Origin of the sequence: uncultured Caballeronia sp. (assembly GCF_964243625.1) — a bacterium.
Lineage (GTDB): Bacteria > Pseudomonadota > Gammaproteobacteria > Burkholderiales > Burkholderiaceae > Caballeronia.
Genome location: NZ_CAXTGZ010000082.1, coordinates 1 through 16243 on the forward strand (window position 1 = coordinate 1; position 16243 = coordinate 16243).

Annotated in this window: 18 protein-coding genes; 15 read left to right on the top strand and 3 right to left on the bottom strand. The window is 59.5% G+C overall.

Translation table 11 applies throughout. From position 1 onward, the window contains the following. From rseP to lpxD, 4 genes are all read left to right on the top strand, one after another. Nucleotides 1-613 (top strand): RIP metalloprotease RseP (gene rseP, locus ACFFAR_RS08110; RefSeq protein WP_174362461.1); only part of this gene is annotated, 613 nt, incomplete at its 5' end. A 98-nt stretch (nucleotides 614-711) separates the two neighbouring features. Next, entirely contained in the window at nucleotides 712-3024 is a 2313-nt protein-coding gene (gene bamA, locus ACFFAR_RS08115; RefSeq protein ID WP_062170559.1) for an outer membrane protein assembly factor BamA, read from the top strand. 163 nt (nucleotides 3025-3187) lie between these two features. Next, nucleotides 3188-3709 carry an OmpH family outer membrane protein gene (locus tag ACFFAR_RS08120; RefSeq protein ID WP_061999158.1) on the top strand — a complete coding sequence of 174 codons (522 nt, stop codon included), beginning with the start codon at nucleotides 3188-3190 and terminating at the stop codon, nucleotides 3707-3709. Nucleotides 3710-3766: 57 nt separating this feature from the next. After that, nucleotides 3767-4852 carry a UDP-3-O-(3-hydroxymyristoyl)glucosamine N-acyltransferase gene (gene lpxD, locus ACFFAR_RS08125; protein WP_075359983.1) on the top strand — a complete coding sequence of 362 codons (1086 nt, stop codon included), beginning with the start codon at nucleotides 3767-3769 and terminating at the stop codon, nucleotides 4850-4852. Here the strand turns inward: lpxD and ACFFAR_RS08130 are convergent. Next, nucleotides 4849-5052 carry a hypothetical protein gene (locus ACFFAR_RS08130; protein ID WP_143325676.1) on the bottom strand — a complete coding sequence of 68 codons (204 nt, stop codon included), beginning with the start codon at nucleotides 5050-5052 and terminating at the stop codon, nucleotides 4849-4851. The two genes, lpxD and ACFFAR_RS08130, sit on opposite strands and share 4 nt — an antisense overlap. On the opposite strand from ACFFAR_RS08130, the gene fabZ reads away from it, so the two are divergent. From fabZ to ACFFAR_RS08155, 5 genes are all read left to right on the top strand, one after another. Next, entirely contained in the window at nucleotides 5024-5503 is a 480-nt protein-coding gene (gene fabZ / locus ACFFAR_RS08135) for a 3-hydroxyacyl-ACP dehydratase FabZ (protein ID WP_061999160.1), read from the top strand. The genes ACFFAR_RS08130 and fabZ overlap by 29 nt on opposite strands. Nucleotides 5504-5576: 73 nt before the next feature. Beyond that, on the top strand, nucleotides 5577-6365 hold the full coding sequence (gene lpxA / locus ACFFAR_RS08140) for an acyl-ACP--UDP-N-acetylglucosamine O-acyltransferase (RefSeq protein ID WP_174362462.1): 789 nt from the start codon (nucleotides 5577-5579) through the stop codon (nucleotides 6363-6365). An 11-nt stretch (nucleotides 6366-6376) separates the two neighbouring features. After that, nucleotides 6377-7543, top strand: coding sequence for a lipid-A-disaccharide synthase (lpxB, locus tag ACFFAR_RS08145; RefSeq protein ID WP_174362463.1), 1167 nt, complete (start codon nucleotides 6377-6379; stop codon nucleotides 7541-7543). Next, the gene (gene rnhB, locus ACFFAR_RS08150) at nucleotides 7543-8277 is read left to right on the top strand and encodes a ribonuclease HII (protein ID WP_174362464.1); all 735 of its coding nucleotides are present in this window, start codon (nucleotides 7543-7545) and stop codon (nucleotides 8275-8277) included. Before lpxB ends, rnhB begins: the two co-directional genes overlap by 1 nt. Before the next feature lie 6 nt (nucleotides 8278-8283). Next, entirely contained in the window at nucleotides 8284-9069 is a 786-nt protein-coding gene (locus ACFFAR_RS08155; RefSeq protein ID WP_375507730.1) for a TrmH family RNA methyltransferase, read from the top strand. A gap of 53 nt (nucleotides 9070-9122) precedes the next feature. On the opposite strand, the gene ACFFAR_RS08160 is transcribed toward ACFFAR_RS08155, so the two are convergent. Next, complete coding sequence (locus ACFFAR_RS08160) at nucleotides 9123-9941, bottom strand: pyruvate, water dikinase regulatory protein (protein ID WP_062000811.1); 819 nt, start codon at nucleotides 9939-9941, stop codon at nucleotides 9123-9125. 417 nt (nucleotides 9942-10358) lie between these two features. On the opposite strand from ACFFAR_RS08160, the gene ppsA reads away from it, so the two are divergent. From ppsA to ACFFAR_RS08175, 3 genes are all read left to right on the top strand, one after another. Beyond that, a complete protein-coding gene (gene ppsA, locus ACFFAR_RS08165; protein ID WP_375507731.1) occupies nucleotides 10359-12764 on the top strand; it encodes a phosphoenolpyruvate synthase in 2406 nt (801 codons plus the stop codon). A 137-nt stretch (nucleotides 12765-12901) separates the two neighbouring features. Beyond that, on the top strand, nucleotides 12902-13330 hold the full coding sequence (locus tag ACFFAR_RS08170) for an NfeD family protein (RefSeq protein ID WP_061999165.1): 429 nt from the start codon (nucleotides 12902-12904) through the stop codon (nucleotides 13328-13330). Nucleotides 13331-13388: 58 nt separating this feature from the next. Then, nucleotides 13389-14330 (top strand): SPFH domain-containing protein, encoded by a 942-nt coding sequence (locus ACFFAR_RS08175; protein WP_056352725.1) that lies wholly within the window; start codon nucleotides 13389-13391, stop codon nucleotides 14328-14330. A gap of 92 nt (nucleotides 14331-14422) precedes the next feature. Here ACFFAR_RS08175 and smpB read toward each other — a convergent pair whose 3' ends face one another. Beyond that, nucleotides 14423-14872: an SsrA-binding protein SmpB gene (gene smpB, locus ACFFAR_RS08180; RefSeq protein ID WP_061999167.1), complete on the bottom strand. Its 450-nt coding sequence runs from the start codon at nucleotides 14870-14872 to the stop codon at nucleotides 14423-14425. Between the two features lie 99 nt (nucleotides 14873-14971). Here smpB and ACFFAR_RS08185 point away from each other — a divergent pair, with 99 nt between their 5' ends. The 3 genes from ACFFAR_RS08185 to ACFFAR_RS08195 form a co-directional block, all read left to right on the top strand. Continuing rightward, on the top strand, nucleotides 14972-15406 hold the full coding sequence (locus tag ACFFAR_RS08185; protein WP_061999168.1) for a type II toxin-antitoxin system RatA family toxin: 435 nt from the start codon (nucleotides 14972-14974) through the stop codon (nucleotides 15404-15406). Continuing rightward, complete coding sequence (locus tag ACFFAR_RS08190; protein WP_062169808.1) at nucleotides 15403-15735, top strand: RnfH family protein; 333 nt, start codon at nucleotides 15403-15405, stop codon at nucleotides 15733-15735. Before ACFFAR_RS08185 ends, ACFFAR_RS08190 begins: the two co-directional genes overlap by 4 nt. A 199-nt stretch (nucleotides 15736-15934) precedes the next feature. Then, nucleotides 15935-16243, top strand: a 309-nt coding sequence (locus tag ACFFAR_RS08195; protein ID WP_375507732.1) for an IMP dehydrogenase, incomplete at its 3' end; no start/stop codon positions are given.

Here is a 16243-nt window from a genome sequence, read left to right on the forward strand (position 1 = left end):
AATCGATGGCAAGAAGATCGACAACGCGATGGGCTTCATCGACTATGTCCAGCATCGTCCGGGGACGCCGGTTTCGTTGACGGTCGAGCGCAACGGCGCGCAGCGCGCCGTGCAGATCGTGCCGGAACTCAAGGCCGATGCAAGCACGAACCGCAACGTCGGCCGCATCGGCGCGTCGCTTGCCACGCGCATTCCTTCGGTCGATGTGCGCTACGGTCCCATCGAAAGCCTGCAGCTCGGCGTGAAACGCACCTGGGACATCAGCATCTATTCGCTGCGCATGTTCGGCCGGATGATCACGGGCGAAGCCTCGCTCAAGAATCTTTCGGGTCCCGTGACAATCGCGGACTATGCAGGCAAAAGCGCGCGCCTTGGCTTGTCAGCGTTTCTGTCCTTCCTGGCACTCGTGAGTATTAGCCTCGGAGTGTTGAACTTGTTACCGATTCCGGTTCTTGACGGTGGGCATCTGTTATATTATTTGGTTGAAGCCGCAACTGGCAAAGCCGTGTCTGATCGCTGGCAGATGGTTTTGCAGCGAGCGGGTCTTGTCTGCATCGTTGCCTTGTCGGCGATTGCACTCTTTAACGACCTCGCTCGGTTGATTCGCTTTTGATCCGGTTTCCGATTCACATTGATCCTTTTCATCTTGTCCGGCGGCGCTTGAACGAACGCGGTCCGGCTAGATGCAGCTATACACACTGGGGAAGCACGTTGTTCAAACCTCATCGCTTTGTTCCTAAGTCGGCTGTGGCCGCAGCATTGGCCGCTACCGGCATGGCGGCGCACGCGACAACGCCGTTTGTCGTGCAGGACATCCGGATTGACGGCCTTCAGCGCATCGAACCCGGCTCGGTTTTCGCCTACTTACCCATCAAGCAGGGCGACACGTTCACCGACGACAAAGCCTCCGAAGCGATTCGGGCGCTTTACGCAACGGGCTTCTTCAACGACGTCCAGGTTGCAACACAGGGCAACGTGGTGGTCGTGCAGGTGCAGGAACGTCCGGCTATCTCGCAGATCGATTTCTCCGGCATCCACGAGTTCGAAAAAGACAACCTGATCAAGGCACTGCGCTCGGTCGGCTTGTCGCAAGGCCGCTCGTACGACAAGGCGCTCGTCGACAAAGCTGAACAGGAACTCAAGCGCCAGTATCTGACGCGCGGTTTCTATGCAGCGGAAGTCACGACCACGGTCACGCCGGTCGACCGCAACCGTGTGCAGATCTTGTTTTCGGTGGCTGAAGGTCCGAGCGCGAAGATCCGCCAGATCAACTTCATCGGCAACAAGGCGATCAGCACGAGCACGCTGCGCGACGAGATGCAGCTGTCCACGCCGAACTGGTTCTCGTGGTACACGAAGAACGACTTGTACGCGAAGGAAAAGCTTACGGGCGACCTTGAAAACGTACGTTCGTACTACCTGAATCGCGGTTATCTCGAGTTCAACATCGACTCGACGCAGGTGTCCATCTCGCCGGACAAGAAGGACATGTATCTCACGGTTTCGCTGCACGAAGGCGAGCCGTACAAGATCAGCGCCATCCAGCTTTCGGGCAACCTGCTCGACCGTCAGGCCGAGTTGAACAAGCTCGTCAAGATCAAACCGGGCGATCGTTTCTCGGCTGAGAAGCTGCAGGCGACCACCAAGGCGATCGTCGACAAGCTGGGCGAATACGGTTATGCGTTCGCCCAGGTCAATGCCCAGCCGCAGATCAATCAGGCCAATCACACCGTCGACCTGACGCTCAACGTGGATCCGAGCCGCCGCGTGTATGTGCGCCGCGTGAACATCGTCGGCAATACGCGCACGCGTGACGAAGTCGTGCGCCGCGAAATGCGTCAGCTCGAAAGCTCGTGGTTCGATTCGAGCCGCCTCGCGCTCTCGAAGGACCGCGTGAACCGTCTCGGTTACTTTACCGACGTCGACGTAACGACCACGCCTGTCGAAGGCACGAACGACCAGGTGGACGTGGACGTGAAGGTCGCTGAAAAGCCGACTGGCGCCATTACGCTCGGCGCCGGTTTCTCATCGACGGACAAGGTCGTGCTGTCGGCCGGCGTGTCGCAGGACAACGTGTTCGGTTCGGGTACCAGCCTTTCGGTCAACGTCAATACGGCCAAGACGTATCGAACGCTGACGGTGACGCAGGTCGATCCGTACTTCACCATCGACGGTATCAAGCGTATTACCGACTTGTACTACCGCACGTATCAGCCGCTGTATTACTCGACCGATTCGAGCTTCAAGATCGTGACGATTGGTGGCGACCTGAAGTTCGGCATTCCGTTCTCCGAGCAGGACACGGTTTATTTCGGTGCGGGCCTCGAGCAGAACACGCTGGATGTGGATGCATCGACGCCGCAAAGCTACAAGGACTACGTCAACGAATTCGGCCGCGTCGTGAACAACGTGCCGGTGACGGTGGGCTGGTCGCGCGACAATCGGGACAGCGCGCTTGTCCCGAGCCGCGGGTACTACACGCAGACGAACGCCGAGTACGGCACGCCCGCGGGTAACACCACCTATGTCAAGGTGGACGCGCAGGCGCAGTATTACTATTCGTTCGCTCGCGGCTTCGTGCTGGGCCTGAACCTGCAAGGCGGATACGGTAAGGGCCTGAAGGGCCAGACGTACCCGATTTTCAAGAACTACTATGCGGGTGGTATCGGTTCGGTCCGGGGTTATGAACCAAGCTCGCTCGGTCCGCGCGACACGACCACGGGCGATCCGATCGGCGGTTCACGCATGGCGGTGGGTAACATCGAGTTGACGTTCCCGTTGCCGGGCACGGGTTACGACCGCACGCTGCGTGTGTTCACGTTCCTTGACGGTGGTAACGTCTGGGGCGATCCGGGTCAGGGCGGTACGACCACCGGCGCAAATGGCCTGCGATACGGTTATGGTGTGGGTCTGGCGTGGATCTCGCCAATTGGTCCGCTCAAGCTGAGCCTGGGTTTCCCGCTGCAGAAACATGAAGGCGACCAGTATCAGAAGTTCCAGTTCCAGATTGGTACGGCCTTCTAATACCGTAGGAACAGTTTTCGCGACCCGGGTTGCGCTGCGGCGGAAACCGGGTCGAGACGAAATGGATTTCGCAGCAAACGTAAATCAAGCGACGTAAATAAGTAACGTGAGGAAGACTTTGCGAACCGGTAAGCTTTCGAAACATGTGGCACTGGCACTCCTGATGTCGGTGGCGTTCGGACTGACGGGCGTGGCTACCGCAGACGCGCAAGAGGCCCGGATTGCAGCCGTCAATTCCGATCGCATCCTGCGCGAGTCGGCGGCGGCCAAGGCGGCGCAGTCGAAGCTCGAACAAGAGTTTTCGAAGCGCGACAAGGCCTTGCAGGACATGGCTGCGCGTCTGAAGACCATGTCGGACGCCATGGACAAGAACGGCGCGGCCATGGCCCCGGCGGATCGTGCTGCCAAACAGCGTGACCTGTCGCAACTGGACCAGGATTTCCAGCGCAAGCAGCGCGAGTTTCGGGAAGACCTGAACCAGCGCCGCAACGAGGAACTCGCGGGTGTGCTTGACCGGGCCAACAAGGTCATCAAGCAGATTGCCGAGCAGCAGCATTACGACCTGATCGTGCAGGAAGCGGTGTATGTCAGTCCGCGTATCGATATCACGGATCAAGTGCTGAAGGCGTTGGCGGCGAATCAGTCGAGCCTGTCGACCAACCCGGGCGCCGGCACATCGAACTGACAGTCAAAATAGTCAATTAAGTCACCGAATTTGCACTGATTTGGAGCGGTATAGCGGATGGCATCAAACAGCGCAATCACGTTAAGTGAGTTGACACAGCGCTTCGGCGGAGACATAGCGGGCGATGCCGGGCATCGCGTGAACGGCCTCGCGCCGCTCGATAAAGCAGGGCCCGAGCAACTCGCGTTTCTTGCGAACCAAAAGTATTTGTCGCAGGTTGAGAGTACACGCGCGGGAGCGGTGCTGATCTCGCCGGCCGACCTTGAAAAAGTGGCGTCGCCGGAAGGGCGCAACTTTATCGTCACACCGAATCCCTACGCTTATTTCGCCCGGGTGGCGCAGGTCTTCATCGACCTCGCGACGCCTCCGGTCGAACCGGGCGTGCATTCCACGGCGTTTGTTCATCCAGCGGCGAAAGTCGCGGCGAGTGCTGTGATCGGGCCGCATGTGAGCGTGGAAGCGGGCGCGGTGATTGGCGAGCGCGTGAAGCTGGACGCGGGCGTTTCGATCGGACAGGGCGTCAGGCTCGCGGACGACGTGCATTTGTATCCTCACGTGACCGTCTATCATGGCTGCAAGCTCGGCGCGCGCGTGATCGTGCATGCGGGCGCGGTGATCGGAGCGGACGGCTTCGGTTTTGCGCCTGACTTCGTTGGCGACGGCGAAGCGCGCACTGGGAGCTGGGTGAAGATTCCGCAAGTCGGCGCGGTGGTTATCGCCAATGATGTGGAGATCGGCGCAAACACCACTATCGATCGTGGCGCAATGGCCGATACGATCATCGAAGAATGCGTGAAGATCGATAATCTGGTGCAGATCGGACATAACTGCCGGATCGGCGCTTATACGGTGATTGCGGGCTGCGCCGGCATTGCGGGCAGCACGAACATTGGGCGGCATTGCATGATCGGCGGCGCGGTGGGCATCGCCGGCCACGTCACGCTGGCGGACTACGTGATCGTCACGGCGCAGTCGGGCGTGTCGAAATCCCTGCTGAAACCCGGCATGTACACGAGCGCATTTCCCGCTGTGAATCATGCGGACTGGAACAAGAGCGCTGCCATTGTCCGGAATCTGGACAAGCTGCGCGAGCGTATCAAGACGCTGGAAACGGCGGCTGAGAAGCTTCAAGACAAGCCCTAAAGCGAGCCATACCACAAGCTGTACGGCGAGCCGTGGCGGCGAACTGGAAAGCACTTCGGACACACACCAAGACGGTAAAAACCGCCATCCCACGCGAAGTCGCCCGAGACGAAATCCACGAGCGCCTTCGCAGTCAACACCCGCGCTGTGAAGCGCGCGAGCAGAACGACTATGAGCACCGACAAAATCAATTTAGACATTCACAAGATCCTCACGCTGCTGCCGCATCGGTATCCGATCCTGCTCGTGGATCGCGTGCTCGAACTCACGCCGCACAAGAGCATCAAAGCGCTCAAGAACGTGTCGATCAACGAGCCCTATTTCCAGGGCCATTTCCCGACGCGACCGGTAATGCCCGGCGTGCTGATTCTCGAAGCGCTCGCACAGGCTGCGGCGCTGCTGACTTTTGTCGAAGATGGTGAAACAGCGCCGCATGATCCGGAAACGACGCTCTATTACTTCGTCGGTATCGACAAGGCGCGCTTCAAGCGCGTGGTCGAACCGGGCGATCAGTTGATCCTGAACGTGAATTTCGAGCGCTACATGCGCGGCATCTGGAAGTTCAGCGCGGTTGCTGAAGTCGACGGCGCGGTTGCAGCCGAAGCCGAGCTGATGTGCACGATCAAGAACACGGCTACCGAGCCAAAATGATGCCGGCCGCGCAATCAGTGCAAAAGGCGCCATCGGCGCGGCGAACAGGCAGCAGAACACATAGCGAGGGCGCATGAGCAAGATTCACCCTACCGCGATCATCGAACCGGGCGCGCAGCTCGACGAATCCGTCGAAGTCGGCCCGTACGCGATCGTAGGCTCGCACGTGCAGATCGGTGCGCGTACGACCATTGGCTCGCATAGCGTGATTGAAGGCCATACGGTGCTCGGCAGCGATAACCGCATCGGCCATTACGCGTCGGTCGGCGGCCGGCCGCAGGACATGAAGTACAAGGACGAGCCCACGCGGCTCGTGATTGGCGATCGTAATACCATTCGCGAATTTACGACCATTCACACGGGCACGGTGCAGGACACGGGCGTGACCACCATCGGTGACGACAACTGGGTCATGGCCTACGTGCACGTCGGTCACGACTGCCAGTTGGGCAGCAACATCATCATGTCGAGCAACGCGCAGCTTGCGGGCCACGTTATCATCGGCGATTACGCGATCGTCGGCGGCATGTCGGGCGTGCATCAGTTCGTGCGGATTGGCGCGCATTCCATGCTGGGCGGCGCTTCGGCGCTCGTGCAGGACATTCCCCCGTTCGTGATCGCGGCCGGAAACAAGGCCGAACCGCATGGCATCAACGTTGAAGGACTGCGTCGGCGCGGTTTTTCGGCTGAAGCCATTTCGGCGCTGCGCTCGGCGTATCGGCTGGTCTACAAGAGCGGCGCGACGCTCGAAGAAGCGAAGATGCAGTTGCGCGAACTCGCTTCCGCAGGCGGCGACGGCGATGCGCCGGTCACCGCTTTCGCTGACTTTATCGACGCGTCGCAGCGCGGCATCATCCGTTGACCGAGCGCCCGATGACGCTCACGCCCGCACCCTTGCGTGTTGCGATGGTCGCCGGCGAGCCGTCCGGTGACTTGCTGGCCGCGTCGCTGCTCGACGGCCTGAACGCGCGCTTGCCTGCGGGTACGCGGTTCAGCGGCATTGGGGGTCCGCGCATGACGGCCGCCGGTTTCGATGCCCACTGGCCCTTGGAGAAGCTGACCGTCCGCGGCTATGTGGAAGCGCTCAAGCACATTCCCGAGATCCTCGGCATTCGCAACGAGCTCAAGCGCCAGTTGCTTGCCGAGCCGCCGTCGGTGTTTATCGGCGTGGATGCGCCTGATTTCAATTTTGGTCTCGAACACGCGTTGCGCGATGCCGGCATTCCGACCGTGCATCTCGTGTGTCCGTCGATCTGGGCGTGGCGCGGCGGGCGGATCAAGAAGATCGTCAAAGCCGTCGATCACATGCTGTGCGTGTTTCCGTTTGAACCGGCGCTGATGGAAAAGGCGGGCATAGCGTCCACTTATGTGGGCCATCCGCTTGCCGATGAAATCCCGCTCGTCCCCGACGTCGATGCCGCCCGCCGCGAACTGGGTCTGACCGCGGGTGGTCCGATCATCGCCGTGTTGCCAGGTAGCCGGCGCTCGGAGATTACGCTGATCGGCCCGACGTTTTTCGAAGCGATGGCGCTGATGCAGCAACGCGAACCCGGCGTGCGATTCGTGATGCCGGCGGCGACCGCCGCGTTGCGCGAACTGCTGCAACCGCTCGTGGCGGCGCATCCGGATCTGGCGTTGACCATCACGGAAGGCAAGGCCCAGGTCGCGATGACCGCCGCCGACGCCATCCTGGTCAAGAGCGGCACGGTGACGCTCGAAGCGGCATTGCTGAAAAAGCCAATGGTGATTTCGTACAAGGTGCCCTGGCTGACTGGCCAGATCATGCAGCGCCAGGGTTATCTGCCGTATGTCGGCTTGCCGAATATTCTGGCGGGGCGTTTTGTCGTGCCGGAGATCCTGCAGCATTTCGCCACGCCCGAAGCGCTCGCCGATGCAACGCTCAAGCAGTTGAACGACAACGCAAACCGAGCGACACTCACAGAAATCTTCACCGAAATGCATCATGTATTGCGTCAGAATACGGCGCAACGGGCGTCGGAGGCTGTGGCGCAGGTGCTGGAAACGAGGAGGCCGCGGTAATGGCTAAGATCGTCGTAAAGGGCGTGGTCAGGCGCGCGAATCAGCCAGAGTTCGACTTCGATTCCCCGTCCGACCTCATTTGCGGTGTCGACGAAGCCGGCCGTGGTCCGCTCGCCGGCCCGGTGGTTGCGGCGGCGGTGATCTTCGATCCGTCGAAACCGAAGATTCGCGGCCTCGATGACTCGAAAGTGCTGAGTGCCAAGAAGCGCGAGGAGTTGTACGAGAAGATCATCGATCGCGCGCTGGCGTATTGCGTGGCATCGGCGAGTGTCGAGGAAATCGACACCATCAACATTCTGCACGCCGCCATGCTCGCCATGAAACGCGCGGTCGAAGGGCTGTCGGTCACGCCGACGGTCGCAAAGATCGATGGCAACCGGTGCCCGACTTTGTCGATGCGTTCCGTTGCCGTCATCGGCGGCGACGCGCTGATTGCGCAGATATCGGCGGCATCGATTCTTGCCAAGGTCACGCGTGACCGCATGCTGCTCCAATTGCACGATACACATCCCGTATACGGCTTCAATGCTCACGCCGGGTACGGCACGCCGCAGCATCTGAAGGCGCTGCTCGACCATGGGCCTTGCGAGCATCATCGGCGTTCTTTTGCGCCGGTGCGCGAAGCGCATGCGCGATTTGGCGTGGTGCTGCCGCCCGTCGCGCCGGAGTTGCTCGCGGCAGCCGCCGCTGCTGCGGCCAGTGCCGAGCAGGGTATCGACGCACCTCCGTTTTAAATCCAAGTGAAATCCATAACCTCGCGGGACAACCCGCTTTACAAGCGGTTGAAGGCGCTCGCCGGGTCGACGGCGCAGCAGCGCCGCAGCGGCCATGCGCTGCTGGAAGGCCTGCATCTCGCCGATGCCTATCTGCAAGCGGCCGGACAGCCCGAGACTTGCGTGGTGACCGAAGGCGCGTTGCAGCACGATGAAGCGCGCGAGATTGTCGCCCGCGTCGATCCCGCACGGGTCCATACGTTGCCCGATGCCTTGTTCGGTCAATTGTCGGGTGTTGTGCACGGCGTGGGCATGGTGTTGCTGGTTGACCGGACTGCGCCGGTTTTGCCTGTGCGTGTGGATCAAAGCTGCATCGTGCTCGATGGGGTTCAGGATGCCGGCAATGTCGGTTCCATCTTGCGGAGCGCGGCGGCAGCGGGGATCCAGCACGTGTTCTGTGCGCCGGGAACGGTGTACGCATGGTCGTCGAAGGTCTTGCGTGCTGGCATGGGCGCGCATTTCCTGCTGAACGTCTATGAGGATGTCGAGGCAGCAGATCTGCGGTCGCGACTCGAACCTGAAGTGCTCGTTACCATCACCGATTCGCACGGCGCGAAGGCACTCTACGACATCGATTTGTCCGGCCCGCTGGCCTGGGTGATGGGCAATGAAGGCGCGGGCGTTTCGACGTTCTGGCGCGATCATGCGGCGTTGCGCGTGACGATCCCACAGCCCGGTGGCATGGAGTCGCTGAATGTGGCGGCGGCTGCGGCGGTGTGCATCTTCGAACAGTGCCGGCAGCGACGCGTATAAAAAAGCCGTTTCAACGCAAGTTGAAACGGCTTTTTGCCGAAGGTCGCCGCCTGCTAATAATACGAAGGCCGCTCCAAACGGATCTCCTGCAAGATCGTGGTGGCGATTTCCTCGATCGACTTATGCGTCGATGACAACCATTTGACTCCTTCGCGTTTCATCATCGCTTCGGCTTCGTTGATTTCGTAGCGGCAATTTTCAAGCGCGGCGTACTTGCTTCCCGGACGGCGCTCGTTGCGGATCTCGGCCAGCCGCTGCGGATCGATCGACAAACCAAACATCTTTTCCCGATACGGCAGCAAAGGCGTTGGCAAGCGGCCGCGCTCGAAGTCTTCCGGGATCAGCGGATAGTTGGCCGCTTTCACGCCGTACTGCATTGCCAGGTACAAGGAGGTCGGCGTCTTGCCGCTGCGCGATACGCCGACCAGGATGACATCGGCATCTTCCAGGTTGCGGTTCGACTGGCCATCGTCATGCGCGAGCGAAAAGTTGATCGCCTCGATCCGGTTCTTGTACTCGTCCGTGTCGGCGTTCTGGTGAACGCGGCCCATTGCATGCGTGGACTTGATGTCGAGTTCGATTTCCAACGGCTCGATGAACGTCTGGAACATGTTCAGCACCAGCGCGTTCGAACGCTGCACGATCTCGTTGGACTCGCTGTCGACCAGCGTGGTGAATACGATCGGACGGCGGCCATCGAGGGAAACAGCCTCGTTGATCTTCGCGATGGTCGCATGCGCCTTGTCCGTGGAGTCGACGAACGGCACGCGCACGAGCCGGAACTTTTGATCGAACTGGGAGAGGATCGAGTGCGCGAAGGTTTCGGCAGTGATCCCGGTGCCATCTGAAACTATAAATACGGTTGGCGGCATCGGCGTGGTGAGCGTTGAATGACGTGAAAGAATGAGGCGATTATCGCCGATGTGCGTCGCCACACGTAACACGTGTGAAGGGTCTCATTGCGCAGCGGATTTATGCCCCGCAATAGAACATTTCGAGAGCCATCACGGTAGAATAGCGGCAACCTGTTCGATAAGCAATTGCGAACGTTCTGCCCGTGAATTGCGCGAAGTTACGTATAAATCACGCGTTCTGGGCGAACTTGTTCGGTTTTCAAAGCAAATTTGATTGGTGGCGGCGAGTTCGGCCGAGCCGTCATCGTGGCTCAGGAAGTCTTATGCGGTTGCTTATCAAACAGGTTATGCAGGTTGCGGTACGCGTTGCCAATCAACGCCGCCGCATCGAGCCCACTTGCATGATCGTGAATTCCATCCACCTTAGGGGCTTGTATGACTAACGAAGCTAACGTTGCAAAGGACCAGGCGTATGTAGTTCCATTCGAGCAGTTGCGAATGACTGACGTCGACATTGTCGGCGGCAAGAATGCCTCACTCGGCGAAATGATCAGCCAGCTCGCCGAAGCCGGCGTGCAGGTGCCGACTGGTTTTGCGACCACGGCGCAGGCATTTCGCGACTTCCTGCATCACAACGACCTGACTGAGCGCATCGCCAAACGTCTTGAACTCTTCGACGTAGACGATGTAAAAGCCTTGGCCGAAGCAGGCAAGGAGATTCGTCAATGGATCGTCGACGCGCCAATGCAGCCGCGCCTCGAAGAACTGATCCGCAAAGGCTTCGACACACTTCAGGCGAGCTCCCCGGAAGAACTGTCGTTTGCCGTGCGTTCGTCGGCGACCGCTGAAGACTTGCCGGACGCGTCGTTCGCAGGTCAGCAGGAAAGCTATCTGAATGTGGTCGGCATCGACGAAGTGCTCGATCGCATGAAGCACGTGTTCGCGTCGCTCTATAACGACCGTGCCATTTCGTACCGCGTGCACAAGGGTTTCACGCATGCTGAAGTGGCGTTGTCGGCAGGCGTGCAGCGCATGGTTCGCTCGGACGTGGGCGCAGCCGGCGTGATGTTCACGCTCGATACCGAATCGGGTTTCAAGGACGCCGTGTTCATCACGTCGAGCTACGGTCTTGGCGAAACGGTCGTGCAGGGCGCCGTGAATCCGGACGAGTTCTACGTCTTCAAGACCACGCTCGAACAGGGCAAGTACCCGATCATCCGTCGCTCGATTGGCTCGAAGCTCATCAAGATGGAATTCACGAAGGCCGGTGAAGCCGGTCGCGTGAAGACCGTCGACGTGGCGCACGAGCAGCGCAACCGCTTCTCGATCACCGACGAAGACGTGATCCAACTCGCGAAGTACGCGGTCATCATCGAGAAGCACTACGAGCGTCCGATGGACATCGAGTGGGGCAAGGACGGCCGCGACGGCAAGATCTTCATCCTGCAGGCACGTCCTGAAACGGTGAAGAGCCAGAACGCGGGCAAGGCTGAAATGCGCTTCAAGTTGAAGGGCCAGTCGAACGTGCTCGCAACGGGTCGGGCCATCGGCCAGAAGATTGGCGCGGGTCCCGTGCGCGTGATTCACGATCCGTCCGAGATGGATCGCGTCCAGCCCGGCGACGTGCTGGTCGCGGACATGACCGACCCGAACTGGGAACCGGTGATGAAGCGTGCATCGGCGATCGTGACGAATCGCGGCGGACGCACGTGTCACGCGGCCATCATCGCGCGTGAGCTGGGTGTGCCGGCAGTCGTCGGTTGCGGCGATGCTACCGACCTCCTGAAAGAAGGCCAGTTGGTGACGGTGTCGTGCGCGGAAGGCGACGAAGGCAAGATCTACGACGGCCTGCTGGAAACCGAAATAACCGAAGTCGAGCGCGGCGAGTTGCCCGAGATTCCGGTCAAGATCATGATGAACGTCGGCAACCCGCAACTGGCTTTCGACTTCTCGCATCTGCCTAACGCAGGCGTGGGCCTGGCGCGGCTCGAGTTCATCATCAACAACAACATCGGCGTGCATCCGAAGGCGATTCTCGAGTATCCGAATATCGATGCCGATTTGAAGAAAGCCGTGGAAAGCGTCGCGCGTGGTCATGCATCGCCGCGGGCGTTTTATGTCGACAAGCTGACGGAAGGCATCGCGACGATTGCCGCGGCGTTCTATCCGAAGCCGGTGATCGTGCGCCTGTCCGACTTCAAGTCGAACGAGTACAAGAAGCTGATCGGCGGTTCGCGTTACGAGCCGGACGAAGAAAACCCGATGCTCGGCTTCCGTGGCGCATCGCGTTATATCTCGGAGGACTTCGCTGAAGCCTTCCAGATGGAATGCATTGCGCTGAAGAAGGTGCGCGAAGAGATGGGCCTCGACAACGTCGAGATCATGGTGCCGTTCGTGCGGACCTTGAAGCAGGCCGAGAAGGTTGTCGGACTGCTCGAGAAGTTCGGTCTCAAGCGCGGCGTGAACGGCCTGCGCCTGATCATGATGTGCGAGATTCCGTCGAACGCGATCCTTGCTGAAGAGTTCCTTGAATTCTTCGACGGCTTCTCGATCGGATCGAACGACCTGACGCAGCTCACGCTGGGCCTGGACCGCGATTCGGGCATGGAGTTGCTCGCAGTCGATTTCGATGAACGCGATCCCGCTGTGCAGTTCATGCTGAAGCGCGCTATCGAAACATGTTTGCGGCTGAACAAGTACGTGGGTATCTGTGGTCAGGGTCCTTCGGATCATCCGGACCTTGCTGAATGGCTTGCGAAGGAAGGCATCGCGTCGATGTCGCTCAATCCGGATACGATCATCGACACGTGGAAGACGCTTGCGAAGGCGTTGAACAAGTAAGGCTGCAAAAGTCGGCTGCAGGCAGGTCGCGCATTGGCAAGAAGGCTTTTTATCAAGCTTTCAAAACCGTAAGCGTGCTATAACACCCCGGACACCATCCGGGGTGTTTTTGTTTGGAGCGGGTCAGGAGGTAGGCAATGGCTGCTAACGGATTTTTCTGGTGGATCGGCGCCGGCGCGCTCGTCTTGCTCGAGTTGATGTCGGGCACGTTTTATCTGTTGATGATCGCGCTTGGATTTGTGGCCGGCGGGATCGCGCATCTGGTGGGAGCGGGACTTGAGATCGAATTGCTCGTGGCCGCGCTGGTCGCGGTGATCGCGGGAGCCGTGTTGCGGCGTTCGAAGCTCGGGCGTCCTGCGCGCCGGGACGCATCGCATGATCCGGGCGTAAACCTGGACATTGGCGAGACGCTGAAGGTCAACGAATGGCACGAAGGCCGCGCGCGGGCGATGTATCGCGGCGCCGAGTGGGATATAGAACTGGCGCCGGGTGAAACCGAAGGTGCGCAGCTCTACAGGATCACGGCGTTTTCCGGCAACACACTGGTTGTGGCGGCCAAGCGCTGAGATGTTGGACCGGGGTTCAAGCCTTTATCAGCAGGACATGCATTGTTAAGGAGTGGAGATGGACGTGACTATCATCGGGGCAATTTTGTTGATCATCGTTATTGCGATTGCCGCGCAGACGATCAAGATCGTGCCGCAGCAACATGCCTGGGTGCTCGAGCGGCTGGGGCGTTATCACGCGACGTTGACGCCGGGCATGACGATCGTGCTGCCGTTTATCGATCGGGTGGCCTACAAGCACGTGCTCAAGGAGATTCCGCTCGAAGTGCCGAGCCAGGTTTGTATCACGCGCGACAACACGCAGCTTCAGGTGGATGGCGTGCTGTATTTTCAGGTCACCGACGCCATGAAGGCATCGTACGGATCGAGCAACTTCATCTATGCCATCACGCAGTTGTCGCAGACCACGCTGCGTTCGGTCATCGGCAAGCTGGAACTCGACAAGACCTTTGAAGAGCGCGACTACATCAACCACAGTATTGTCACGTCGCTCGATCAGGCAGCCGCAAACTGGGGCGTAAAGGTGCTGCGTTACGAGATCAAGGATTTGACCCCGCCCAAGGAGATCCTCCACGCAATGCAGGCGCAAATCACGGCGGAACGTGAGAAGCGGGCGGTGATCGCTGCGTCCGAAGGTCGCAAGCAGGAGCAGATCAACATTGCCTGGGGCGCGCGCGAAGCGGCCATTCACAAGTCCGAAGGCGAGCGCCAGGCGCAGATCAACCAGGCAGAAGGCGAGGCTTCGGCAATTCTGGCGGTGGCCGTTGCAAATGCTCAGGCGATCGAGAAAATCGGTGCGGCAATCCAGACGGCGGGCGGCATGGAAGCGGTGAACCTGAAGGTCGCCGAGCAATACGTCACCGCGTTCGGAAACATTGCGAAGCAGGGCAATACGCTGATCGTGCCGGGGAATTTATCGGAGATGAGTTCCATGATTGCGTCCGCGCTGACCATCATCAAGGGCGATGCCGCGCCGGGCGGCGTGATCCGCAAAAGCTGATTTTTACTGTGGCTGAATGCAAAAGGGCGTCGACTCAACCAGTCGACGCCCTTTTTGTTTTGCCATACTGACAGCCATGCGCACGCCCTCGATCAATGCTTGGCGCCGCGCATGATTTGCGCTTTTTCGCGTTCCCAGTCGCGCTTCTTCTCGGTTTCGCGCTTGTCGTGGAGCTTCTTGCCCTTGGCAAGGCCGATCTCGCACTTCACGCGGCCGCCTTTGTAGTGAAAGTTCAGCGGCACGAGCGTGTGGCCTTTTTGTTCGACCTTGCTGATGAGCTTGGAAATTTCTTCGCTATGCAGCAGCAGCTTGCGCGTGCGGACCGGATCCGGATGGATGTGGGTCGAGGCTTCGGGCAATGGGCTGATATGCGCGCCGATCAGGAACAGCTCGTTGTCACGAATGATGACGTAGCCTTCCTTGATCTGGCCGCGGCCAGCCCGGAGGGCCTTGACTTCCCACCCTTCCAGCACGAGCCCCGCCTCGTAGCGATCTTCGATGAAGTAATCGAAGAAGGCTTTTCTGTTGTCGATGATGCTCATGAATGAAAAGTGCCCAACTCGTTTAAAATCCTGATTTTAGCAGCGCGGGCCCGGTAAAGCCCGCAAAGCTTCCCACTCTTGCCACGCGTTGCGCCCTTTATGGCAGATGTTCAGAAAACTGTATTGATCCGACATTCTGCTGAGCAGATGTTCGACCTCGTCACCGATGTCCCCGATTACCCGAATTTCTTGCCCTGGTGTGGCGGCGTGGAGGTAGGCCGCCACGACGAGCACAGCATGGAAGCGAAGATCCACATCAATTTCAAGGGTATCAAGCAGCATTTCGCGACGCGTAACGTGCAAACGCGCCCGACCAGTATCGATATGGAGTTCCTCGACGGGCCTTTCAAGAAGTTCACCGGATATTGGCGCTTCACGCCGTTGCGGGCGGACGCCTGCAAGATCGAGTTCGCGCTGCACTACGAATTTTCGAACATCATTCTCGAGAAGATCATCGGGCCTGTTTTCAGTCACATTGCGCACACGTTCGTAGATTCGTTCGTGAAGCGCGCCGACCAGCGGTATGGGAAGTGACGAACCTTTCCATTGAGGTTTGCTACGCGTTGCCGGACGGCAAGGGGGCGGTATGCGCGCTTTCGCTGGCTGAGGGCGTGACGGTGCAGGAGGCTATCGATGCGAGCGGGCTGCTGGCCCGTTTTCCGGAGATCGATCTCGGGGTGCTGAAAGTTGGTGTCTTCGGGAAAATTCAATCGTTGGATGTCGTGCTTGCGGATTTTGATCGTGTGGAGATTTATCGGCCGCTGAAGGTCGATCCCAAGGTCGCGCGCCAACGGCGGGTTGAAAAGACACGACGCGGCGGATCCATAGAAGGGCGGCGCTGGACGCGAAAGGAAGCCCGCTGAGCGCAGCGCGTCATCTCGGGCCTCCCGCAAAACCGAACTTCGATCGAACCTGCGTCGAGCGAAAAAGTGAAAAGGCGGCGTGAGCGCCGAGGCCCATAAATTGCATCGTAGAGGTCAAACGCGACCTAAGCCGCTGTTCGGGCAGTGAAAATCCGGGGAACTATCGGTATAATTCGGTTTTGCGCCCATAGGATTTGCCATGCGTCTGATCCAGAAAGCACTCACGTTCGATGACGTGCTCCTCGTGCCCGCGTTTTCCAACGTTCTCCCGCGCGACACCAGCCTGAAAACTCAGGTAACCCGCAAGATTTCCCTGAATATGCCCCTGTTGTCCGCCGCCATGGACACAGTCACCGAAGGCCGGCTCGCAATCGCGATGGCCCAGCTCGGCGGCGTCGGCATCATCCACAAGAATCTCACATCAGCCGAACAGGCCCGCGAAGTCGCGAAGGTAAAGCGTTTCGAATCCGGCGTCGTGCGCGATCCGATTACGGTTCCACCGCAAACC